Source organism: Sporolactobacillus sp. KGMB 08714, from assembly GCF_036598985.1.
Classification (GTDB): domain Bacteria; phylum Bacillota; class Bacilli; order Bacillales; family Sporolactobacillaceae; genus Sporolactobacillus.
In genome coordinates, this window is record NZ_JAUUBW010000011.1 from 38,609 (window position 1) to 60,542 (window position 21,934).

A 21,934-nucleotide genomic window follows, 5' to 3' on the forward strand; every position below is an offset into this window, starting at 1 on the left:
TATAATATTATCTTTTTATTGAAACTATATTTCATACATGCTATAATGAAAACGCTTAAAAGGGGGGTGAGAATGTGTTTGGTTTTTCCGTATATCTTAATGACTGGTCACAAGAGAAAGAAAAGTATATTCACAAAATGGCTGATTGTGGATTCAAGGGGATTTTTACTTCCCTTCATATCCCGGAAGACGATGTTTCGAAATATCTTGATCGTTTGACCCATCTGTTGGAAATTGCAAAAAGAAGAGATTTAAAACTGATGATCGACATTTCCGGGGATGCGCTGAAGCATATCGGTCTTTCAATCGATAATCCTCTGCATGTCCTTGAAAGCGGAATCAATGGCTTGAGAATGGATGGCGGCATTAGCTGGAAAGCGATTGCCGGACTTTCAAACCGTCTGACCGTCGGCTTAAATGCCAGTACATTAACCGAAAACGATTATCATCAGCTCGTGCAATACCATGCCGATTTTAACAATATTGAAGCCTGGCATAATTACTATCCGAGACCCGAGACAGGACTGGATGAAACATGGTTCCTGGAAAAAAATCGCCGGCTGAAAAGCAGGCATTTTAAAATTACCGCGTTCGCACCGGGTGACGAGGCGCTGCGTCTGCCGCTTTATGAGACGCTCCCTACTTTAGAGATCCACAGACATCGGAGCCCGCTGGCTTCGGCATTGTCGCTGATGAACAATTATCAGGTTGACAGTGTCTATATCGGCGATCCGGATCTATCCAATGTATCGCGTGGTCAATTCCGCGAGTATCTTGACCATAACGTCCTGCTTCTGCATGCCGCTTCTGTCTGTAAAAAATGGGATCCGTACATGTACAGAGAACATCGGAACAGAACAGATCCGGGCAAATATGTCATACGCAGCGAAACGTCGAGGATGAGGAACAGACATGAAGATATTCAGCCGGAAAATACGGAGCTCAGAAGAAAAGGAAGCATCACAATCGATAATAATCTTTACAAGAGATATAAGGGCGAACTGCAAATTGTAAAGAAAGAACTGCCTTCCGATATCAGGGTCAATGTCATCGGGCAGATCATTGACAGCGACCTTCCGCTTCTCGAATTGATACAATCCGGTACAAAATTTAAGATAACCGACATTCCAGGAGGACGAACCATGAATTTAGAAGAGCTTACAACCGAACAGCGCAACGAAAGCACCATGAACCTGGACACCTTATCGGCCCTTGATGTACTGCGCCTTATGAACGAAGAAGATCAGAGCGTTCCTTTGAGTGTAAGAAAGGCTTTGCCGCAAATTGAACAGGTCGTTGAAGCGGCTGAACAGTCCTTTAACAGCGGTGCGCACTTGATCTATGTCGGTGCGGGAACAAGCGGCCGTCTGGGAATACTGGATGCGGCTGAGTGTGTGCCGACTTTCAGTGCGGATCCTTCCATGGTACAGGGATTAATTGCCGGCGGCCCTCGTGCGATGACTGCAGCTGTCGAGGGAGCAGAGGATTCTCCGATTTTGGGCGCGGAGGATTTGAAAAATATTCATTTGACGGAAAAAGATACTGTACTCGGCATAGCTGCGAGCGGCAGGACACCGTACGTGATCGGGGCTCTGGATTACGCGTGCCAGATCGGCGCGGCAACGGCCAGTCTTGCCTGCAATGAAAATGCCGAAATAAGCAAACATGCGGACACGGCTATAGAGATACCGGTCGGTCCTGAGGTTTTAACCGGATCGACACGGCTGAAATCCGGAACCGCACAAAAATTAGTCTTAAATATGATTTCCACGGCCGCAATGATCGGCATCGGCAAAGTGTATAAAAATCTAATGGTTGACGTTAAACCGACAAACGAAAAACTGGTGGAACGGGCCAAATCGATTATTATGCAGGCCGCAGAGTGCGATTATGCCACGGCTGATCAAGCATTTCACGCGGCCGATGAAAACGTTAAACTGGCGATTGTGATGGTGCTGACAGATCTTTCAAAAGAAGAAGCAGAGCAGAGACTAAATAAAGCTAAGGGCTTCATCAGGAAAATCGTTTGAGGGGGAGAACAAAATGGCGGAATCTAAAGAACAAAGATTAGCCCGGCAAATCTATGCGAATGTAGGCGGTATCGATAATGTCACCAAGCTGATTCACTGCATGACGCGGGTCCGCATGACCATTAAGGATGATCATAAAGTAGATATGGATGGCCTTAAAGCGGTGGACGGCGTCTTGGGCATTGTCGAGGATGAAACTTTACAAGTTGTTTTAGGCCCGGGCATTGTCAATAAAGTAGCCAACATTATGGTTGCCGAAGCAGGCGTTAAGCTGGGAGAACCCTTCCCCGATCATCCGGCCGGACAGCCGGAGAACGGGCCGGCATTAACGGACCGTCAGCAGGTAGAAGCGATCGCCGCAAAGGTAAAAGCACGCGAGAAAGCGAAACATAATAACAATTCTTCCTTTAAAAGGATATTAAAGTCGATTTCAAATATATTTGTTCCGCTGATTCCTGCCTTCGTCGGTGCCGGTATGATTGCCGGTATTGCAGCGATCCTGTCCAACCTGATGACTGCCGGCAGCATTGGGCAGAACTGGGCGGGCACCGTCACCACATTAAACGTGATTAAAAACGGACTGTTTTCATTTTTGGTTATTTACGTCGGCATAAACAGCGCCAATGAATTCGGCGCAACACCGGGCCTGGGCGGGGTTATCGGCGCCTCCGTTCTGCTGACAGGAATGGATCTGAAGGCCCCATTGATCAATATTTTTAACGGCAACGCCCTGACGGCTGGACAGGGTGGCATTATTGGTGTTATTTTTGCAGTGTGGATATTGGCAATTATTGAAAAAAGACTGCACAAGATCATTCCCGATTCAATTGATATGATTGTCACGCCCACCGTTGCCCTGCTCGTTGTCGGACTCTTTACTATCTTCATTGTCATGCCGGTTGCGGGCGTCGTGTCCAGTGCCTTGGTCGGATCGATTACTTGGGTGCTGCATGTCGGCGGTGCCTTCTCCGGGTTTATATTAGGTCTCTTATTCTTGCCGATGGTCATGTTCGGATTGCATCAGATTTTAACTCCGATCCATATTGAAATGATTAATAAAACCGGTGCGACGCCCCTTTTGCCTATTTTGGCGATGGCCGGTGCCGGTCAGGTCGGAGCGGCTTTCGCATTATGGATCAGATGCAGAAAAAATAAAAAACTGGTTCAGTTGATTAAAGGGGCTCTGCCGGTCGGCATCCTTGGGATCGGAGAACCGTTGATCTATGGGGTTACGCTGCCGCTCGGCCGTCCGTTCATCACCGCGTGCATCGGCGGCGGGATCGGCGGTGCCGTTGTCGGCGGCATCGGCAATATCGGCGCGATTGCCATCGGCCCGAGCGGCATTCCCTTAATCCCGCTTATTGCGAACGGGCACTGGCTGGGCTATGTCATCGGTCTGCTGGCCGGGTATGTCGGCGGTTTTGTTGTCACTTACTTCTTTGGCATTCCAAAGGATGCTATTGAAGAATCAAAGTAAACGAGTGGATGGATCATTGTGGAAGAAAATATTATTCTGCAAATCAAATCGAAATTAAACGAACTTTCCAAGACAGAAAAAAAAATCGGCGAATATGTTCTTCGTCATTCGGTGGAAACCGTCAGCGATAATACGAGCGAACTGGCGAAAAAAGCAGGCGTCAGTCCGGCCACAGTGGTGCGCTTTTGCCGCTCGATCGGCTTATCGGGTTTTTCCCAATTGAAAATCCGCCTGTATGCCGACGCTTCCGATGTAAATGAAGGACTGTACACCGATATCACACCGGATGAGGATGAACGGGTGATCGTAGACAAACTGGCCCTGCGGTTCAATCAGTCTATTTCGCAAACATCCAATAATCTGGATACAGACAGCATCAAAAAAATGGCAGAAATGATTGATATATGTAAAACCATCTATGTTTATGGACTGGGGGCTTCACACGTCGTTGCCGAAGATTTCATGCAGAAATTTTCCAGAATCGGCAAACCCGTTGTGAATATGCTTGATCATCATTTGCTCAGTTCTTCATTAATCAGTGCTGAAGGCCGCAACATGTTTGTCGCCATATCAAATTCAGGAGAAACCAATGAAGCGGTCAAACTGACACAGATTGCTAAACAAAAAAAATTCTGCACGGTCGGCATTTCGCAAAACAGAAACAGCACTTTGGCCAAACTGGTGGATCTGCCTATTATTCACAGCGGCGGTGAAGCGGTCATGCTAAGAAGTGCCGCGACGACTTCTTTGGTATCACAATTGTTCACGGTTGACGTTTTGTATTACGCTTATGCAAATCGGCATTCCAAGAAAATCATGAATATGCTCAGAGAGTCGAAAATTAATATTCAAACTTTTTTTCATAAAGAAAACAGCTGATCCATTCACTTTTTAAGAAGCGGGCGGCATTGATACAGGTTCTGTGCCGCATAATCGTTGGGGAGGAAACTTTCGATCTCCGGCAGCGAGCGGATGAGGGAAGATCGGCTTTTTACAGATGATCGCAAAAAAGGCACGCCGGGGTAAAATAAACCGGATAGGGATACATTCAGGCCTCAGAAAAGGTCCGGCCCCAATCAGATGAAACACATTTTCTGCAGAAAAATCAGCAAAGTATAGGAGATATCTTCATGTTTAAACTTTTTCGTAAAACGGCTGTTGCGGATGATCAAATATACGCTCCTGCCAGCGGAAGACTCATCCAATTGGCAGAAGTGAATGATCCGGTGTTTTCATCTAAAATGATGGGAGATGGATTTGCCATCATACCTGCTGATGGGTCGATTGCAAGTCCCGTCTCCGGCAGGATCATGACCGTCTTTGAGACAAAACACGCCATCGGCATAAAAATGGAAAATGGGCTCGAAGTGTTGGTCCACCTGGGCATTAACACGGTTGATTTGAAGGGGGCTCCCTTTGAAGTCTTTGTTAAAGAGGGGCAGCCGGTTAAGGGCGGCGACAAATTGGCCTTCATGGATTTGGATCAAGTCAGGGCGGCGAAAAAAGAAGACACGGTCATGATTGTTTTTACAAATTCCGAGGCACTCAAAGAATTGAGAGTCGATGCGTCCAAAGGCATGGTTGAAAACGGCGCGGTCATTGGCAAAGCGGCTGCCGTTCAGTAAAATTAACTAAGCTTCGGGTTGGCCATCTATATCGATTATTGAAAATTTGAACATAAAATGGCCAATTTGATAGTGTGAACCTGTTTTGTTGCAAAAGAAGCTTCCTTAAAAGCCTTTTAAAACTCAAGAACCGGAGAGAAATTTGTAGAGAATTCCTCTTCGGTTCTTCTTTTTTGATGTCATTCTGCCATTTGAATGACACCTTTTTGTTTCCTTCAATTATCAACTTATGAGAATTTAACCTCAACCTAAAAATCAAATTTTACCTTTTCCGCAGGATCATGGAGGCTTAGGCCTGCTGAGCAGAGGCGAGCCGGTCACTAAGCGATAATCTGTACGCCCGCTGCTGACAATCAATCAAAAAGCAGGACGAAAAAGCACTGTGCACTCCTGACGATGCATTAATGGGCCTGATTAAGCCTGGCCTGTTTCCGCGGCCTCCATGACCGCATGTATTCTGCGACAAAATAAGAAGCAATCACAAAGAAGGCAGCCAGAATCTGAGCGGTAATCCCTTCGAAGTTCGGGAAAACGGCAAACCACATGCCTAACCAGGAAGGAAGTGAGAATCCGATACCGGTCGTCCCGATCCAGCCGGCCTGCTGCATTTCCTGTATATTCTCACCGACCATGACGATCAAAACCATGCCGAGCATAATACCTGTAAATACCAGCATTTTTTTGTAGGGTAATTTTCGCTGAGCAACGAAAGTAAGCGCTGCGACAATGAGCGTCAGGAAAAGGCCGGCAATGGCACCAAGTAAAACAATTTCTCCTCCTGCCTGCATGCGGATTGTCTGGAGAAAGAGGTCCACTTCAAATCCCTCACGATAAATAGCTGAGAAGCCGAGCATTGCCAGGCCCATGTATGTAGCCGACGCACTCTTGGAAGAAGAAGATCTGATCAGTTCACTCTTTTTCTTATTGTGTGCGCCGATCCAGACCGTCCAGTAAATTTTATGGAAAAACCAGTTCATGACCAGTAAAAGTACGGCAATGGCTAATAATCCTGTAGCAGCCTGAATAGTATATTCCGATGTCGTCGCGGCAACAAGCGAAATAATGCCGACCAAAACAAACCAAGTTGTCAGTACAGCCGCAAAGCCGACACCGGATCCGAAAGCAATCGGTTTCCAGAATACTTGTTTTGTACGCATCAGGCCTGCGGTAAGCGCGGAGAGTACAAGGATTGCTTCCAGGCCCTCACGAAAAACAAGAATGCCTGTATTGACAATACCCGCAGTTTCACTCATATGCTGTTCCGACGGATCCGGCGGATTTCCTCCGTAAATAATGCCCTGCCAAGTCAAAATACCTATGATGATCAAAGCGCCTGCAAGAACAAGGACGGATTTTATATTCAGTCGTCGAGACAAGTTAGAAACCTCCTACAGTTTTATTTGGTAACGATAATCATTATCAATTAAATAATATACCTGCAGAAATGTTTCTTGTCAATATAAATGCCGAATTTTCTTATCAATCATTATTTTAGAACGGCAATAGCTGTCCCGGTTCATAAAGTTTTTCGGGGCAAGAAAAGGCCCGGGTATATGGATCCTCTTGTTTTGACGGCATCTGCCCTTTACGTTATGAGCAGGGAAAAGAATGTTAGGAAGAGAGAATAAAAAAAGCTATGCTGTAAAAGAACTGAATATTGTGGGACAGGCAATGTCCATAATGGTTAATATATTTGTTTGAAGATCGATACCATCTCAGAATGACCGATAAAATTCAGTAATGCGGATATCTCTCTTCAGTTCATTTTCCTGCCGGGCCGTCAGATAATGATCGACTTTCCCTGAGACCATCAATCTCTTGAGAGACGAAGAGCGTGTCCGCGATCAAACTTCTGCAATGATTTGATCGGGTGCTACGGAATCGGACGCAACGACTGATAAACTCCCTGCAACGGCCGATAGAACTCTGAATTTGGCCGGAAGAGACTGGGCAATGGCCGATAGGACCCTGAATTTGGCCGGAAGGAGCGGGGCAACGGCCGATAGGACCCTGAATTTGGCCGGAAGGAGCGGGGCAACGGCCGATAACCTTGCGAATTCAGCCGAAAGTTAATAAAATTCCAGCCGCAGTTGATCCATCAATCAAGGGCGATCTTACTGCTCTGATTATTTGCAATTATTGATTCCGGTCCGTTTACTGTCGATTTTCAGCCGATTGCTGTGTTTTCAGTACAGGATTTTATGTGCGGAATTGAAATAACCGCGTATTAAACAATTGTTTATTTAATTAGTTTAATATAGCCGCAGTACTGCGATAAGTCATTAAAAAAGTTGCCCTTTTAAAGGCAGCTTTTAAAATTGTTTAAACGTATGAAGCTTCATTTATACGGAATATTTCTTTAAGACGATAACAGCATTGTGTCCGCCGAATCCAAAAGAATTGGAGAGGCCTATATTCAGTTTCTGCTTTCGAGCGATGTTCGGAGTATAATCCAAATCGCATTCGGGGTCTGCCTCTTCCTGATTAATGGTCGGAGGAATAATGTCATTCTGTAGACTTTTTACAAGCGCAATGGCTTCTGCACCGCCGGTTGCACCGAACATATGGCCGGTCATTGATTTGTTGGCTGTAATCGGGATGTCGTATGCTCTTTTCCCAAACAGATGTTTAATAGCCGCAGTTTCCGATAAATCACCCGATTTTGTGCTGGTTGCGTGCGCGCTGATTACGTCTACTTCGCCGGTAGATATTCTTGCGTCGTCAAGTGCTTTTTTCATAGCCGAGTATGCTCCCTTACCTTCCGGATCGGGAGCGACTCTGTTATAAGCATCCGAGCTGGCCCCATAGCCAATGATCTCTGCATGAATGGATGCCTGCCTGTTCAAGGCATGGGTCAGTGATTCCAGAATAATAATTCCTGCCCCTTCGGCCATAACGAATCCATCTCTGCCCGCATCAAAGGGCCTGCTCGCCTTTCCGGGCTGTTCATTTCTTGTTGACAAGGCAGTCGCATTTTCGAAACCGGCCAACGAAAGTTCTGTTACCGCAGCTTCTGTTCCGCCGGCGAACATGACATCTGCTTCATCGCTGTGAATGAGCTTAAAGGCTTCTCCGATTGAAGTATTGCCGATTGCACAGGCAGTAATAGGGGCCATAGTAGGCCCTGTCGCATGCCATTTGATACTCATTTCGGCAGCCGCCATATTGGCGATCATTGTCGGGATAAGCATCGGACTCACCCTCCGCGGACCACGGGCGCGCAGCTTCTCGGCATTGTTGAGCAGAGTTTGAATTCCGCCGATTCCCGAACCTACAAAAATGCCGAAGCGATCGGAGCTGATCCCGGTACTGTTCAGCTGAGCATCGTCCCAGGCCTGCTGTGCGGCAGCCAGTGCATAATGACAGAAGGGATCGAGCCTCCTTGCATTCTTTTTTCCAATCCAGTCCGCTGGATCGAAGTCTCTTACAAGGCCGGCAATTTTTGTTTTAAATGGTTCTGTATCGAATGTATCAATTTTTCGAATACCTGATTTCCCGGCAATTAAGTTGTTCCAAAACGTACGGACATCGTTTCCGAGCGGTGAAATGATTCCCATTCCCGTGATAACAACTCTTTGCAATTCTAGTGCCTCCTCTGATCTGTTATTTTATTAATACATCACGGATTATCCTATTACAAGAGGTAACAGATAAAGAAGGTGGTGTGAATGGGAGATAAAACAGGACAGAAAGCCCTTCCCGTTTTGTTTTCTGGAAGGCATACAATAGTTCTTAATCTTTCAGTCTTTTTTCGATCAGGTAGCACAGAGTGTCTTCAAAGAAATCGAAACCGGCTGGCTTAACGATCAAGCCTGCCGATCGAATCAAACCGAACGATTGCTCCTATTCGGTACAGCATTTCAAAATTCCGGCGCCACTTTCCGATGCTTCGGAGCGGCTGCCCGGATTCTGGTCCCAACTTTCCGACGGTTCGGAGCGACTATCCAGCAATTCGGACGCCCTTGATCAGATCGGAGCGACCGCTCATGTTCGGACGCTTTTTCAATGCTTGGGTCCAGAATCCGATCCGGGCTGTTGCGCAATATCCGTTTATTGTAAATCAGTCTAAGCTTTATCACAGTAACTTTGTCTTAAGATTGGCATGTGTGAAAGCATTCAAACTGCCAGGTACCGCTTTTATGCATAAAACGTCTTTCGGAGAATGACTGTCCCCATTGGGATGAAGCGGCCTGTCTCTCCTGCAGCATTTGACAATGCCTTATTAATCGCATACAGTAAATGTAATCGAACGAACGGAAGGGTGAATCAAGGCCAATGAAAAACTGATCCTATGTTTGAAATCCGATTATTGAAGGCGTCTGGAAGAAAAGGAGTAAGTCTGTTTCCATGTCTTCAATCGGAGTTTTCAGGATAGGATGGGTTTTCGGCGGCTGAGCCAAAAGGGCGTTCTTCTTTTGGTATTTGCCTATAGGTGCCTCCTATTCTGAAAGAACGGATGGGGGACTTTTTGCGTCCCTGAAAAATGAAAAAGCGGGGATGATTCGATGATCTTGTTAGAAGCATTGAATATAAAACAGTACGTTAGAGACCGTTTGCTGTTTGCTGTCGATCAATTACGGGTTCATAAAAATGACCGGGTTGGCCTTATCGGCCGGAATGGAAGCGGGAAAACGACGCTGCTTCGCATTTTGGCGGGAAAAAGTCCGTCTGAAGAGGGAAACGTGATCCGGCATGTATCATGTGAGCTGCTGCCGCAGCTGAAGCGGACGGCGGCAGCAAAAAGCGGCGGTGAAGTGACGCAGAAATACATTCAGGAGGTGCTTGCTAAAAATCCGGAACTTTTGCTTGCAGACGAACCGACAACCAATCTTGATGCGGACCATATCGAATGGCTGGAAAAGAAACTGAATGAGCGGCAGGGAGCATTTGTCCTCGTTTCCCATGACCGTGCTTTTCTGGATGCCCTGTGCACAACGATCTGGGAAATCGATGAAGGCAGGATAAACACGTATGCCGGCAACTACAGCGATTATGAAAAACAAAAAGAAGCCGGACGTCATCAGGAACAAATCGCTTATGAAACTTATGTGAAAAAGAAGAGGCAGCTGGAAGAAGCACTGAAGTTAAAGGAGAGAAGAGCAGAACGGGCCGCAAAGAGGCCCGGTCATGTGGAATCAGGGGCGGCCAAACCTTACTATGCCAAGAAACAAAAGAAGCTGCAGAAAACGGCGAATGCAATGGAAACGCGATTGGAAAAACTTGAACAGGCAGAAAAAGTGAAAGAGATTCAGCCGCTGAAGATGGATCTGCCGAATGCAGAAACATTTAAGCATCGGATCATTCTTCGTGCGGAGGATATATCCGGACGAATCGGCAAACGGGTACTTTGGGAAAAAACAAGCTTTTTTGTCCGCGGCGGCGAGAAGCTTGCGATTATCGGCCCCAACGGCAGCGGAAAGACGACGTTGGTCAGAAAGATCGTCGGCCGGGCGCCCGGCATCACATGCTCACCATCATTGAAACCAGGCTATTTCAGCCAAAATCTAAACATATTGGATAAAGAAAAGACGATTATTGAGAACGTCCGCTCGACTTCAAAGCAGGACGAATCGACGGTGCGGACGGTTCTTGCACGCATGCATTTTTTTAGAGAGGATGTCTTTAAACCTGTTGCGGTTTTGAGCGGCGGTGAGCGAGTAAGGGCGGCGCTTGCCAAACTCTTTTTAAGTGACGTTAATATGCTGATTTTAGATGAACCGACGAATTATCTTGATATAGAGGCTGCCCGCGCATTAGAGTCGCTTCTCAAAGAGTATGAGGGGAGCGTGCTCTTCGTTTCCCATGATCGCCGCTTCATTGACGGGCTTGCGACACGCATTCTGGAAATCCGCGATCAGAAGATCCATTTATTTGAGGGCACCTATCGGCAATATAAGCAGGATCAGCCGAAAAAGAATCAGGATAATCAGAATGACCGGCGGCTTTTACTCGAGACCAAAATAACAGAAGTGCTCAGCCGCTTAAGCATCGAGCCGTCTGAAGAATTGGAAATGGAGTTTCAAAACCTTTTGAAAGAAAAAAGAAATCGGGATCGATCCTGAATGCGGAAGACATGAGAGAATGGACAGCGGATCCGGGCGGCGTGCCGCAAGGCGAGGAAAAATTCAAGCAAAAAAGGGCGATCATTTCTCCGGCTTTGAGAAATGATCGCCCTTGCCGCTATTCCCGATCGGCGACTTTTTCAGACGGCGCTTCCGTATCGGCGCTATCGACCCATGCAATTTCAGGTACTTCAGGCCGCGAGTGGCCGTTCAGCCCGACGTAGATTTCGTCAATTTCTTCTCCCGTGAGCCCTCCGCGTTTCAGTAATTCTTCGGCAATGGCATGAACGAAATCCGTTTGTTCGTTAATTAAAATTTTCACCTGATTCATTTGATCCTTTAACAGGACATTGATCTTCGGACGCAACTGTTTGAGCGCATCGGTCTGTGAACCTATGGACAGCCAGCTGAATAATTCATCGCCCATTCCGACCGCGCCGAGGTAGGCGCCTGCAAGCAGAGTCGCCTGCTGCAGATCGGACGTGACGCCATTTAGCTTTTTCCCCAGAAAAAGCTCTTCGGACGCCCGTGAAGCAAGGCAGACCTGAATTTCTGCCAGCATTTCGCTGTCACTTTGATTGTACCGCTCCTGTGTCGGCTTTGTTGCAGCAATGCCGAGCGCACCGCCCCGGCGGATAATGGTCACTTTCCAGACACGCTCATGGGGTTTCAGCAGATATTGGGCAACCGCGTGGCCCGCCTCATGATAGGCTACGTTGCGCCGCTCGTCGGCACTCATGGAACGAAGAGGCTGCTGAAGACCCCACTCATAAGTTTCCATGGCCGCCCGGAAGTCATTATAGCCGGCGTCTTTGGAACCGCGCTGGTGGGCAATGATAATCGTTTCATTGACAATATGTTTAATCTGCGCCGGACTGTAGCCGATCGTGTCCAGTGCCGCCTTTTGCGGAGTTAATGTATGATTGCGATTCACCTTTTTAAGATAATAGTCGAACACATCCACCCGCCCGTCATAGTCCGGGGGATAAACCCAGAGTTTGCGGTCAAACCGGCCGGGACGAAGCAGGGCCGGATCCAGCACGTCGGGCAGATTCGTGGCGCCGATTGTCAGAACGGCGCTCCGTTCCGCTTTTTTATGGCGGAGCCCAAGCGAACGGAGAAATTTGGCGAAACGTGAATGATCGAGATTCGGCGGATCCATCTGCAGAAGCAATTCGTTAAGCAAACCGGAACCGCCCATGCCGAACAGCGCTCCGAGACCGCCGCTGCCGCCGCTTGATTGCCGCGACATGCCGATCGCATCGATTTCATCGATGAAAATGATGCAGGCACCGTATGTCCTGGCCAGTTTCCTCGCTTTTCTATAAAGGCTCATGACTTTTAAATTGCCGACGCCAAAAAACATGTTTTGAAAACTTGGAGCCGATGCGTAAGCAAAAGGGATCTGGGCTTCATTGGCGATCACTTGGGCAAGATAGGATTTGCCGGTCCCCGGAGATCCGCACAACAGCATACCCCGTATCGCTTCGCCTCCCATTTTCTTAAAGTCTCTGACCCCTTTAAGCAAGGTGACAATTCGTTTGGCATTCTCAACGATTTCAGGATTGCCCCGGTAATCATTCCAGTTTGATCCGGTTTCGCCGGGCATGATCCAGTATGTCCGGCCTCTGGCCAGGAACCAAAAAAGCGCGGCAAATTGGATAATAATCATCAGTACGGCAAAAAACAGCTGGAACACTAAGTTTAATACAGTCAGGGCAACATTCCACACGCCTGATCCGCCTGCCCAGAGCAGTCCGATTAGGACAGCGATAATCATCGAAGCAATCAGCAGTTTCCGCCACATGACCCGGCGGTATTTTTTCATAATCTCACTTCCCCTCGGAATGTTTCGTTTTTTCCTGAATTCTGTTAGGCGATATAAGAAATTGGTATACAGGTCTCCTCAGTGTCGTTAAGGCCGAGCCAATGTCCGTTTCCTCTATTTGCTGTCTTTCTTCTCACGGAAAAGGAGATCCGGCCGTTAAGAGGGAAGCGTTTATGGTTCCGATCACCGCCATTCATTGAAAAATGCCGTTTTGTTCATTTGTGAGTTTCAGATCTTCCCCTTATACATAGATTAAAGCTTATGCCCGGACGCCTCCGATCATGTTCCGACAAGATTTTACAGAAGGATCGGATTTTCAACGTGTGCTCATTATGAACGGATAAAGCATAAGGAACACAATAGTGAATTGAAAGCAAACATAGCTGATGAAAGTCAGCGATTGAGAAACAAAACCCGGAAATTCTGCGACGGTTTTCTGCAGGAACAGGTCACTTCGCCATGTACCCTGAAGATGGACAGAACGGAAGCCGGAGGACCTGCAGGAATGCTAAGTGATAGATCACCCTCGGAATTCTTGATTGAAAGTAAAAAAGGCGCATAGACGAATTTAAAAACGATCGGGTGTTTTATTCTCCTAAAATGGACAATACAAATAAATCTTCTTAAAGATACATGTTGTAAATTAAAAATAGATTAACGGATCGTGAGCAAGTGAATTTTTAATAGCTGCGGCCGCTTTTTTCAACGGCAGAATGCGGTGCTGTTCTGCCGAATAGAGCCGTTGATGAATGAGATGGACGATCAAAATCTTTGATTGACCTCTGTTTATAAAATGAGGGCGTCCCATCGTTGATCCATCAACTCTTGAGACGTCCTCTTCTATAATTTCAGTATGATTGTATTTCCGCCGTCCGGAATCAGGAATGCGTGTAATATCTTTTTACTGAAGGAAGCAGGGTAACGGCCAGAATAGCCAGCGCAAGAAACATATAAACAAGATGAACGATGCCAATTCCCTGCAGTATATAAATCTCAATGGTCAGCCAGATAATGAGCGTGAAACCGACATACAGCGAATGCATCCAGGCCCAATGCGTATTTTTATATAAATTGAATATCTCTGCAAGACGGAACGGTTTTTCATTGATCAGAAACAAGGCGACCACCAGGGGGTAACAGCCCAGCGCAAGGAATAAGATCATTCCCGGGATTAAAAAAGAGTGAAATGTACTGTATTTTAAAAGCGAGAGCGGCATGCTGAGAAGCGATCCGTCCGGAGCTAAAATTAATAATCCCCCGCCTATCAATGCCCCGATGCCCAGTAAAAAATGTAAAAGGATCAATACATAACAGGATGCCGATTTTTTATTGCCTGCTGCCTGCATCTTTTTTCGTCTCCAATCTCTGAAAGAAATAATCCGCACTTTTCATCATCAGTTCAGCGACCTTTTTTTTCTGTTCATCCGTTTGACAGTGTGCATACTGCATGGAAAGCATGACTTGCTCATTATTGAACAGAGCCGCGATGAATGGCTTGTCGATCTTCTTGATTTTTCCTTTACGTTCCATCTCTGCCAGAACGGATACATAATAGGAAACATTATTTTCAAGAATTTCTCTGACAAATATGTCCCCGGCCTTTTGGTTGTAGAAATGCTCCGAAAAGACTAAGCGTGCCATCTGTGTCCACTGTTCATTGATCCGTCTGCCATAAGCGACGATTAAAGATTTGAATACATCTGCGGCGTTCGTCTTATCTATACTCTCGGCCACTTTCTCCAAAGGAGGGCGCGAAACGGCAAGCGTTCTTACAAAAGCCTGGCAAATGTCATCCATGATCGCCTCTTTTCCCGCATAGTGGTTATAGATTGAACTGCCTTTAATACCGACTTTGCCTGCAATGTCCCGCATCGATACGCCGTTATAACCGCTTTTTGAAAAAAGAGCCAGTGCACAATCAAAAATATCCTGCTTTGTACTCAACTTTTCACCTTCTATTATTGCTAATACCAATTATAAACTAACGTTAGTTAGTTTTCAACCTGCAGATCTGAATAGACTGCCAGTGTGCCCGATTCATCGGTCGTTAAGGACCGTTTATTGATCGCCTTCCGGAAGTTTATCGATCATCACCGGAGTCTATCGGTCGTTCTGAACAGTTTATCGGTCATTATATGCCCGGTATCGGTCGCCGCCGGGAGCTTATCGGCCGTCACGCTCGATTCATCGGTCGTTGAGCGCAGTTTTTCGATCGGTGCGGATGTCGCAGAGAATCGGTCTCGTGTACATGTTTTGCATTTTTCAATTCCGGAGCAGTATGCTTTTGATGAATGGAACGATGCCCGATCCGGGTGCCTTCCTGTTTCGGAATTAAGGCAATAAGAGCTGGTAGGCCCGGCGTTTGCCATCGGGCTTATTTAGATAAATAATGCCCCGGTAATCAAATCCGGCATTTCTGATCACACGCTGCATCGCCTGATTGTCAGGATGCGTGTCAATCCGGATATCAGCGTGCCCTGTTAATCCGGCTGCGGAGATCAGGTATCCCATCAATAGCGAGGATAAGTGGCGGCCGCGGAATTCAGGAGACATGGCGGTCCTGTGAATTGAGCTGTAAGCGGATTTTTCAGGCCCCGCCCAGCTGCCTTCTTCAATTTCTTCATAGGACGGGTCTACTTGGTTCAGGATGACGCCGGTACCGGCGATTTGACCGTCGATGATCAACACGTAACTGACTTGCTGCCTAATATCGTTCTGTAAAGCTGTCTCGTCCGGATAACCGTCCTGCCATTGATTAATACCGTTTGCTTTCAGCAGTAATTTAGCACTCTCAATAATTCTGCCGATCTCGGGTAGATCATTGTCGGTCGTTCTGCGCAGATAAGTTGCCAAGATATAATTTCCTTTCCTAATTGTAATAATGATTGCTTTGATATGTATCGCGATAACGGGAAACGCCGCCTGAACGCGGCTTAACAGATTGTTGATCCGCATCATGAACGGTATGAAAGGGACACTGGCAGGGGGGTAAAGCTGTGCCGCCCGGATCATTAACAGCGCTCTCTACAAAACATTTAACTACCGGAAGCAGCGGAATGTCAAATGGGATGCCGCCGGCACTATCGGCGCATGCCTTTTTCTTTCTTATCATGAAACAGCCCTGCTCTTTGAAAGAAAAGGAGAGGGATCACATTCATTGCTGCAGCAAAAAGTCCGATTCCGATAAAACCGTGAAACCAGTCAAACAAGAACCCGCCGATAACGCCTCCGACTGTAGTGCCGGCGTACATCACGGCGCTTGCTAAGGCAGAAATTGTGCCTCGGGCCGATGGAGCGAGCGATTGAAGAGTACTCATCAGCACGGGGAAAATAAAGCCGCCGACTAAGAAAATGAGGAGGAACAGGCCTTCGGCGATCCACAGTGATCCCGAGAGCGGAAGGAGTACGTAAGTGATGGATAGGAAAATCAAGGAAAAAAGGACGGATTTTGCCACGCCCGCTCTGGCGACGAGTCTGCTGCCGAAAAGCGATCCGATTAAGTTGCCAAGCCCAAGCAGGATCATGTTCGTGCCGATAGAAGCGACATTCAGAGAAAAATCCTGAGTGAACCAGATGCCTAAAAAAGCGTATGAGGTAAAAAAACCGGTTTGAAACATGAAATAGCCTGCAAAATAGTTAAAGACGTGAGGCGCCTTCATAACAGAGTTATAAATCCGGTCGATGTGCCTGTTCCTATTTGTTCGAACGGTCGAAAGGGAAGGCAGAAGGGACCCAATCGCAAAGTTGAGAAGCAGTGCAGAAAAAGAAAGGGCCAGAAAAGGGGCCCGCCATGAAAAGACGGCAAGATAGCTGCCTGCGGGAAGACCGATCATTTGGGAAACAGAAAGTCCGGCCGTCGCGACGCCCATTGTTTTTATGATTGATTTTGGCGCGACAAGCTGCGGGATGGCTGCCCAGATTTGCGGGGTGACAAAAGCGGCACTAATGCCGGCCAGGAACCTGAAAAGAATCATTGTCGGGAAACTGGGGGAGACGGCACATAAGAAGGTAGCCAGGGTGAAACCAGACAAACCGAAGATCATGACTTTTTTGCGGCCCATACCGTCGGATAACGGACCGGCAATCAATGCAAATAGAGCGTAGCCTAATGCATAGGCGCTGACCATCCAGCCCGCGAGATTGGACGGCGTATGATATATATGGCTAAGTACCGGTAAGAGCGGTGAAATGAGGAATGTGTCAGTTCCGATGATAAATGTGGTCGTAAAAAATAGCAGCGGAATTTTTTTCATTAGGATCTCCCTTATTATTTCATTGTTCTACAATAATGGAACTAACGAATAAATAAATACCCGGATTCACAAGGAATCCAGGAAACCCGGCAGGCAAGCATCAAAAACATCGCGGCGCAGGCTGACATATTTGGTTCGGACGTCTTTACGTGTGCTGATCAGTCCGGCTTCTCTCAGCGTCCGGAAGTGATAGGAGGCGGTCGATTTTGCAATGTTCATCCTTTCGCCGATGTCACCGCAGCTTAATTCTCCAGTCGTGTCGCGTAGCGTTCGAACAATATTTAATCGTGTTTCGTCAGCCAAAGCCTTAAATAAAGGCACGAGTACTTGGTTCTTATCTTGCTGTTCTATATTCATAGAACTATGGTATAATGCCCGCTTAATCTTGTCAACTGGTTCGAAGCTGTGTGTCAGAAAAATGTGCTTCATTGCGACACCGTCAAGCCGAGTACGTTTTCCCCTTTGTAAAAATTTATTTTGCCTGAAAAAAACAAACGGCCGATACTTCATTTTCAATCAGTATGCATGCTGTTTCTGAAACGGCCGCAGAGAATCAAGCGGGCGTTTTGTGTATCGATTTTTAAAGGGGTTAGCGGGCGGCCGTAGTCGGAGCGGATAATTTTGCGGAATCAAGTATTGAACGGTTCAAGGGAAAAGGATTAAACTATAAAAAGGTTGCAGAAAACGGAAAGGCAGCTTGAAATATTTTTTGATACGGAAAGGAAATAGGCGTGTTAGCTAAACATTCTGTACAAATGGGAAACGTTGAGAACATCGCTTATTTTACGATGTCAATTTTCTTCAATGCTTTGGGAAATGCATTGACGGTTTCGTTAAATTTGGGAAGTGCGTTATGGACCGCTTCGGCAGTTAATTTTACGCAAATGACAGGCGTTCCCCTGGACTTAGTTCTTTTTGTTTACGGCCTTATCGTTATCTTGATCAACGTGCTGATCATCGGCAGATTTGATTGGCGCCGCGTTTTGGGTAATCTTGTTTTTTTAGGCCCGTTCAGCTATCTGATCGGGATGTTCAGCGTCTTCTTAAACGGTCTGGGCATCGATGCACTGCCTCTTACTGTGCGGATTATTTTGGATGTCGCAGGTATATGTCTTATTTCCCTGGCCGTTTCGATTTATCAGCGGGTTAATTGGCTGCTTCATCCGTGTGACGATCTCATGCAGATTGTCCGTTTTAAGTACTTGAGGGGAAGTGCGCCTGCTGCTCAGTTAGTTACTTTTGTACCGCCTATCCTGGTGATTATCGTTTGCTGGATCACGACGTACCATCTTTTTGCAGTTAATGTGGGCACCATTTTTTCGCTCTTGTTTCAGGGCCCGCTGGTCGGCATTTTTGATAAATGTATTTTTCCTTCTCTGAAACACCGGCATATAGAACATAACCATCATCGGCACGGGCTCAGTTATTGATGCAAATGTTCGGAACGCCGCAACGGTTCGAGTGCTTTTTATAGCTTTTAAAGAATCAATCTTCCCGGCCCGGCTTATACTAAGCGCCGAGGAGGTGAGAAACTTGGCTAAAGACGTACTTTGTGAAGTGAGCAACTGCACATTTTGGGGTAGCGGGAACAAATGTGCGGCCGATACCATTTATGTTGTCAGCCATAAAGGCAAACAGGCTTCCGATCATGAAGAGACAGATTGCAGGACCTTTGAACCGGTCAAATGATTCTCGAAAAAAGTTCAAACGGACGGACAAAGATATGATGAACAGCGGAAGCCGGAAGTATGCTCCTGTTTTTTCTTATACAGATAAAGAAGTGTAAATAGATTAGCACTGACCGCTATAGAGAAAGCTAAAGACAAGGTTATTCAGAATGTCTGTCCCTGTTAAATTGCCGAATCCAGCCAGCTGTTTTTTCTTAAAGAAGAATTGCTTCGGTGTGTTCCGGCTGGAGCAGAAGAGCTGAAAGAAAAGCTAACCGAAAAGTAAAAGCAGTGAAACACAGGCCGGCCGATCGATCATTTGATCATGGCCGGCCTTTTTTGCGCCCGGTACATAAGCGGCAGCCGGATGATAAAAGCCCGCTGCCGGACCCGGCAAGAACCGGGCCTTCAGGCAAGGATACCCGCCGTGTGACGGCATCTAAAAAGTAAGGAGAAAATATCCGGCTGATGGAAGGGAACTATTTAAAAAGGGCCATTCGGACAGGCGAAAAATGGGAACCGATACAGTGGTTTCTGTCCGCCGCTCCTGTGTTTTCCGCACAGCCGTTTTTTCGGTCAGATCTGCGTTATTGTTTTGTTATCCTTTTGTTGATGCACTGTCAGGTTTTTCTTCTAGAATAAAGAAAGTTCAGGAAGGGAAGTTGGCCGTACGATGTGGATTCATAAGCTGCGAAAGAAGAAACTTCAGTTCACTCTTATAGGAATTATCCTCTTTTTTGCCTCGGCGATTTTCAGTGCCTGCCTCATTTTCACTGTGGAAACAAGCAACTATGCGGCAGACTATTATTCAAAGAAAAATTCCCCTGATTTGTTTGTCAACGTCAGCCGGGGTGCCCCGGCCGAGCGGCTGCTTGCTCAGGCGGGAAACAACAAAGATTTTACACGTGTTGCAACACTCGACGGCCGCATCGTCGCCGATAAGCTGATGTTCGGAGGCCGTGATATCACACCCGGTTTGTTTTCATTTTACGCGTTGCCGGACTACCGTGCGGTCTCGTGGAAAATCACGCCTCAGACGGGAATTCAGAATAAAACAGGGCCGGCGCCGGGCGAGATTTGGTTACTCGGTGTTTTTGCCGACCAGAAGGGGATCAGGACCGGTGACAAAATCACCTTGCAGGGCACCTCGAACAGAACGCTTACGGTTTCCGGACTCATTAACGATGCCACTTGTCCGTCAGGCATGTTCGGGATCTATCCGTTTTATGTTTCCGAGTCGACGCTCTCCTCGCTGAAGGGCGGGGAATCCACTGTTCTCCTTGCCATCAATTCTAAAAAAGATTATTCCGATGCGGAAACCTGGCTGCACAACCTGCCATCCTCGATAACAAGTGCCCTGTTCACTAGTTTTAACGTTTCTCAGCTGCTGCTCAGCTTTACCATGCTCACACTGATCCTGGGCAGTATCGGCATGCTTTCTGCGATTCTGATCTTCGTGGTGTCGATTGTGATTATCCGTTTTCTGATTAAAAACAATCTCATTAAGGAATACCGCTCTATCGGAATTTATAAGGCGATGGGTTTCACAGACAGGCAGATCGCCGGCTTTTATCTCAAGTGCTATGCACTCGTCGGAGCCGTCGGGATTACGCTCGGATCGGCAGTGGGTCTGCCGGTCGGCTATGCTGTCGGAACGACGATCACGCGATACATCGGCGGATTTCGGCTTTCCTTTACGTCGGTGCTGCTCGCTTTGGGGGGTGCCGCAGCGCTTTTCATGCTGCTGCTTTTATCTGTCTGGCAGGCCCACCGGCGTATCCGGCGCATCACGCCGGTTCAGGCTCTCCAGATCGGCATCAGTTCCTCACCGAAAAAGCTCAGGCGTTCGCTGATTCCTCACGCTTTTTCTCCGCTGGCAACGGCCATCAACGATGTATGGAAGCATCGTTCGTTCAGCGTCATGTTTGTGCTGATCCTCACAGTCAGTTTCTATCTGAGTACCTTTTTTATAAGCATCAACTACACGGTTGACCATATTGCAGAAAATACGGATGTCTGGTTTGGCACACCGCGCGCAGACTACTATGTCAGCGGAGGCCTGACACCGGAAAAAATCGCAGCGGTCCAAAACGATCCGGCGGTTTTGAACAGTGTGTACGGCTCGCCCTTTATCCTTGCCAGTATCAAAACAGAAAAGAACAGTTATGGCGCAGACTTTAATAACAGCTCTGTCATCAGCTGGAATGATCTATCAGACAGGGACTTTTTCAATGCCATTAAAATTGGGCGGCCCCCAAAATACGTGAATGAAATTGCCGTGAGCAGCGGCACGGTTAAGGGCTCTTCCATCGGTATCGGAGACTATATTACATTGACCATCGGGAACAGTAAAAAGTCCTATCTTGTTACAGGCATTTATGACAATATGGTACACACGAGCAAAACGATTGAAATGACCGATCAGTCGCTGAAAGAGACCGGCCTCCCCTATCGGCCGGCTTCGATGGCTGTTAAGCTCAAAAGCGGAACGGATCGGGCCGCCTTTGTCGCACGCATGAAGCATGATCTCGGTCTTACTGCGGATCGGATGCAGAAGGATGTAAAGGAACCAATCACAGCAGTCGAAGAGATCATGAATCCGGTAACCGTCATGCTTGTCACGGTTTTTATCACTTTCAGCCTGCTCAATATCTTCAATCTGCTGATGACCACACAGCTCGACGATCGCCGAAAGTTCGGGATCCTTAAGGCGATGGGCTTCACGAATACCTATATCAGCCTGCAAAATCTGTTTAAAACTCTGCTGCTGTCACTGCTCGGCGCTGCACTGGCCGTCACACTCCATTTGACGCTTTCGCCCTTCATATTTTATTCGATGATGGGTATTCCTGGGCTGGTGAACAGTCCGCAGGAATTAACCATACTGATCGGATCGATCTTTGCGGGCATACTTGCACTGACGCTGCTCTTCTGCATTCCGCTGAGAAAAATTTCTCCGGTTGAACTGATGGAAGAATAGGGCCGGAGCAGG

General features: G+C 47.2%; 17 protein-coding genes and 1 pseudogene. 10 read left to right on the plus strand and 8 right to left on the minus strand.

Annotated elements, in window-relative coordinates; genetic code table 11:
* Nucleotides 1–74: 74 nt before the first annotated feature.
* The 5 genes and pseudogenes from Q6A92_RS05880 to Q6A92_RS05900 form a co-directional block, all read left to right on the plus strand.
* Nucleotides 75–1,106 (plus strand): annotated as a pseudogene (locus Q6A92_RS05880) (MupG family TIM beta-alpha barrel fold protein); the annotation flags it as partial.
* A gap of 36 nt (nucleotides 1,107–1,142) precedes the next feature.
* Complete coding sequence (murQ, locus tag Q6A92_RS05885; protein WP_274401323.1) at nucleotides 1,143–2,030, plus strand: N-acetylmuramic acid 6-phosphate etherase; 888 nt, start codon at nucleotides 1,143–1,145, stop codon at nucleotides 2,028–2,030.
* 13 nt (nucleotides 2,031–2,043) lie between these two features.
* Nucleotides 2,044–3,507: a PTS transporter subunit EIIC gene (locus Q6A92_RS05890; RefSeq protein WP_332237391.1), complete on the plus strand. Its 1,464-nt coding sequence runs from the start codon at nucleotides 2,044–2,046 to the stop codon at nucleotides 3,505–3,507.
* Nucleotides 3,508–3,525: 18 nt separating this feature from the next.
* Nucleotides 3,526–4,386 carry a MurR/RpiR family transcriptional regulator gene (locus Q6A92_RS05895; protein ID WP_274401246.1) on the plus strand — a complete coding sequence of 287 codons (861 nt, stop codon included), beginning with the start codon at nucleotides 3,526–3,528 and terminating at the stop codon, nucleotides 4,384–4,386.
* A 251-nt stretch (nucleotides 4,387–4,637) separates the two neighbouring features.
* Nucleotides 4,638–5,132, plus strand: coding sequence for a PTS sugar transporter subunit IIA (locus tag Q6A92_RS05900; RefSeq protein ID WP_274401245.1), 495 nt, complete (start codon nucleotides 4,638–4,640; stop codon nucleotides 5,130–5,132).
* Between the two features lie 401 nt (nucleotides 5,133–5,533).
* Here Q6A92_RS05900 and Q6A92_RS05905 read toward each other — a convergent pair whose 3' ends face one another.
* On the minus strand, nucleotides 5,534–6,508 hold the full coding sequence (locus Q6A92_RS05905; RefSeq protein WP_274401244.1) for an FTR1 family iron permease: 975 nt from the start codon (nucleotides 6,506–6,508) through the stop codon (nucleotides 5,534–5,536).
* Between the two features lie 966 nt (nucleotides 6,509–7,474).
* Nucleotides 7,475–8,713, minus strand: coding sequence for a beta-ketoacyl-ACP synthase II (gene fabF / locus Q6A92_RS05910; protein WP_274401243.1), 1,239 nt, complete (start codon nucleotides 8,711–8,713; stop codon nucleotides 7,475–7,477).
* A 924-nt stretch (nucleotides 8,714–9,637) separates the two neighbouring features.
* Between fabF and Q6A92_RS05915 the strand changes: the two genes are divergently transcribed.
* Nucleotides 9,638–11,194, plus strand: a complete 1,557-nt coding sequence (locus Q6A92_RS05915; protein WP_274401242.1) for a Vga family ABC-F type ribosomal protection protein — start codon at nucleotides 9,638–9,640, stop codon at nucleotides 11,192–11,194.
* 118 nt (nucleotides 11,195–11,312) lie between these two features.
* Here the strand turns inward: Q6A92_RS05915 and Q6A92_RS05920 are convergent, their stop codons facing one another.
* From Q6A92_RS05920 to Q6A92_RS05930, 3 genes are all read right to left on the minus strand, one after another.
* Nucleotides 11,313–13,022, minus strand: a complete 1,710-nt coding sequence (locus Q6A92_RS05920) for an AAA family ATPase (RefSeq protein ID WP_332237392.1) — start codon at nucleotides 13,020–13,022, stop codon at nucleotides 11,313–11,315.
* A gap of 878 nt (nucleotides 13,023–13,900) precedes the next feature.
* Nucleotides 13,901–14,368, minus strand: a complete 468-nt coding sequence (locus Q6A92_RS05925; RefSeq protein WP_274401240.1) for a hypothetical protein — start codon at nucleotides 14,366–14,368, stop codon at nucleotides 13,901–13,903.
* Nucleotides 14,349–14,966, minus strand: a complete 618-nt coding sequence (locus Q6A92_RS05930) for a TetR/AcrR family transcriptional regulator (protein WP_274401239.1) — start codon at nucleotides 14,964–14,966, stop codon at nucleotides 14,349–14,351. The genes Q6A92_RS05925 and Q6A92_RS05930 overlap by 20 nt, the downstream gene beginning before the upstream one ends.
* 84 nt (nucleotides 14,967–15,050) lie before the next feature.
* Between Q6A92_RS05930 and Q6A92_RS05935 the strand changes: the two genes are divergently transcribed.
* Nucleotides 15,051–15,365 carry a hypothetical protein gene (locus Q6A92_RS05935; protein WP_274401238.1) on the plus strand — a complete coding sequence of 105 codons (315 nt, stop codon included), beginning with the start codon at nucleotides 15,051–15,053 and terminating at the stop codon, nucleotides 15,363–15,365.
* Here Q6A92_RS05935 and Q6A92_RS05940 read toward each other — a convergent pair.
* The 3 genes from Q6A92_RS05940 to Q6A92_RS05950 all read right to left on the minus strand — a co-directional run bounded on the left by Q6A92_RS05940 (nucleotide 15,354) and on the right by Q6A92_RS05950 (nucleotide 17,632).
* Nucleotides 15,354–16,034, minus strand: coding sequence for a GNAT family N-acetyltransferase (locus Q6A92_RS05940; protein ID WP_332237393.1), 681 nt, complete (start codon nucleotides 16,032–16,034; stop codon nucleotides 15,354–15,356). The genes Q6A92_RS05935 and Q6A92_RS05940 overlap by 12 nt on opposite strands.
* A 68-nt stretch (nucleotides 16,035–16,102) precedes the next feature.
* The gene (locus tag Q6A92_RS05945; protein ID WP_332237394.1) at nucleotides 16,103–17,275 is read right to left on the minus strand and encodes an MFS transporter; all 1,173 of its coding nucleotides are present in this window, start codon (nucleotides 17,273–17,275) and stop codon (nucleotides 16,103–16,105) included.
* Between the two features lie 66 nt (nucleotides 17,276–17,341).
* A complete protein-coding gene (locus tag Q6A92_RS05950) occupies nucleotides 17,342–17,632 on the minus strand; it encodes an ArsR/SmtB family transcription factor (RefSeq protein ID WP_274401322.1) in 291 nt (96 codons plus the stop codon).
* A gap of 374 nt (nucleotides 17,633–18,006) precedes the next feature.
* Here Q6A92_RS05950 and Q6A92_RS05955 point away from each other — a divergent pair, with 374 nt between their 5' ends.
* The 3 genes from Q6A92_RS05955 (at nucleotide 18,007) to Q6A92_RS05965 (ending at nucleotide 21,922) form a co-directional block, all read left to right on the plus strand.
* On the plus strand, nucleotides 18,007–18,705 hold the full coding sequence (locus Q6A92_RS05955) for a hypothetical protein (RefSeq protein WP_274401235.1): 699 nt from the start codon (nucleotides 18,007–18,009) through the stop codon (nucleotides 18,703–18,705).
* A gap of 103 nt (nucleotides 18,706–18,808) precedes the next feature.
* Complete coding sequence (locus tag Q6A92_RS05960) at nucleotides 18,809–18,964, plus strand: DUF1540 domain-containing protein (protein WP_332237395.1); 156 nt, start codon at nucleotides 18,809–18,811, stop codon at nucleotides 18,962–18,964.
* A gap of 651 nt (nucleotides 18,965–19,615) precedes the next feature.
* Nucleotides 19,616–21,922 carry an ABC transporter permease gene (locus tag Q6A92_RS05965; RefSeq protein WP_332237396.1) on the plus strand — a complete coding sequence of 769 codons (2,307 nt, stop codon included), beginning with the start codon at nucleotides 19,616–19,618 and terminating at the stop codon, nucleotides 21,920–21,922.
* Nucleotides 21,923–21,934: the final 12 nt, after the last annotated feature.

Coding starts and splice junctions, on each gene's coding strand:
- Q6A92_RS05945 (WP_332237394.1), bottom strand. CDS start 17,275: ATGAAAAAAATTCCGCTGCTATTTTTTACGACCACATTTATCATCGGA.
- Q6A92_RS05890 (WP_332237391.1), top strand. CDS start 2,044: ATGGCGGAATCTAAAGAACAAAGATTAGCCCGGCAAATCTATGCGAAT.
- Q6A92_RS05900 (WP_274401245.1), top strand. CDS start 4,638: ATGTTTAAACTTTTTCGTAAAACGGCTGTTGCGGATGATCAAATATAC.
- Q6A92_RS05915 (WP_274401242.1), top strand. CDS start 9,638: ATGATCTTGTTAGAAGCATTGAATATAAAACAGTACGTTAGAGACCGT.
- Q6A92_RS05925 (WP_274401240.1), bottom strand. CDS start 14,368: ATGCAGGCAGCAGGCAATAAAAAATCGGCATCCTGTTATGTATTGATC.
- Q6A92_RS05920 (WP_332237392.1), bottom strand. CDS start 13,022: ATGAAAAAATACCGCCGGGTCATGTGGCGGAAACTGCTGATTGCTTCG.
- Q6A92_RS05965 (WP_332237396.1), top strand. CDS start 19,616: ATGTGGATTCATAAGCTGCGAAAGAAGAAACTTCAGTTCACTCTTATA.
- murQ (WP_274401323.1), top strand. CDS start 1,143: ATGAATTTAGAAGAGCTTACAACCGAACAGCGCAACGAAAGCACCATG.
- Q6A92_RS05940 (WP_332237393.1), bottom strand. CDS start 16,034: ATGATCCGGGCGGCACAGCTTTACCCCCCTGCCAGTGTCCCTTTCATA.
- Q6A92_RS05950 (WP_274401322.1), bottom strand. CDS start 17,632: ATGAATATAGAACAGCAAGATAAGAACCAAGTACTCGTGCCTTTATTT.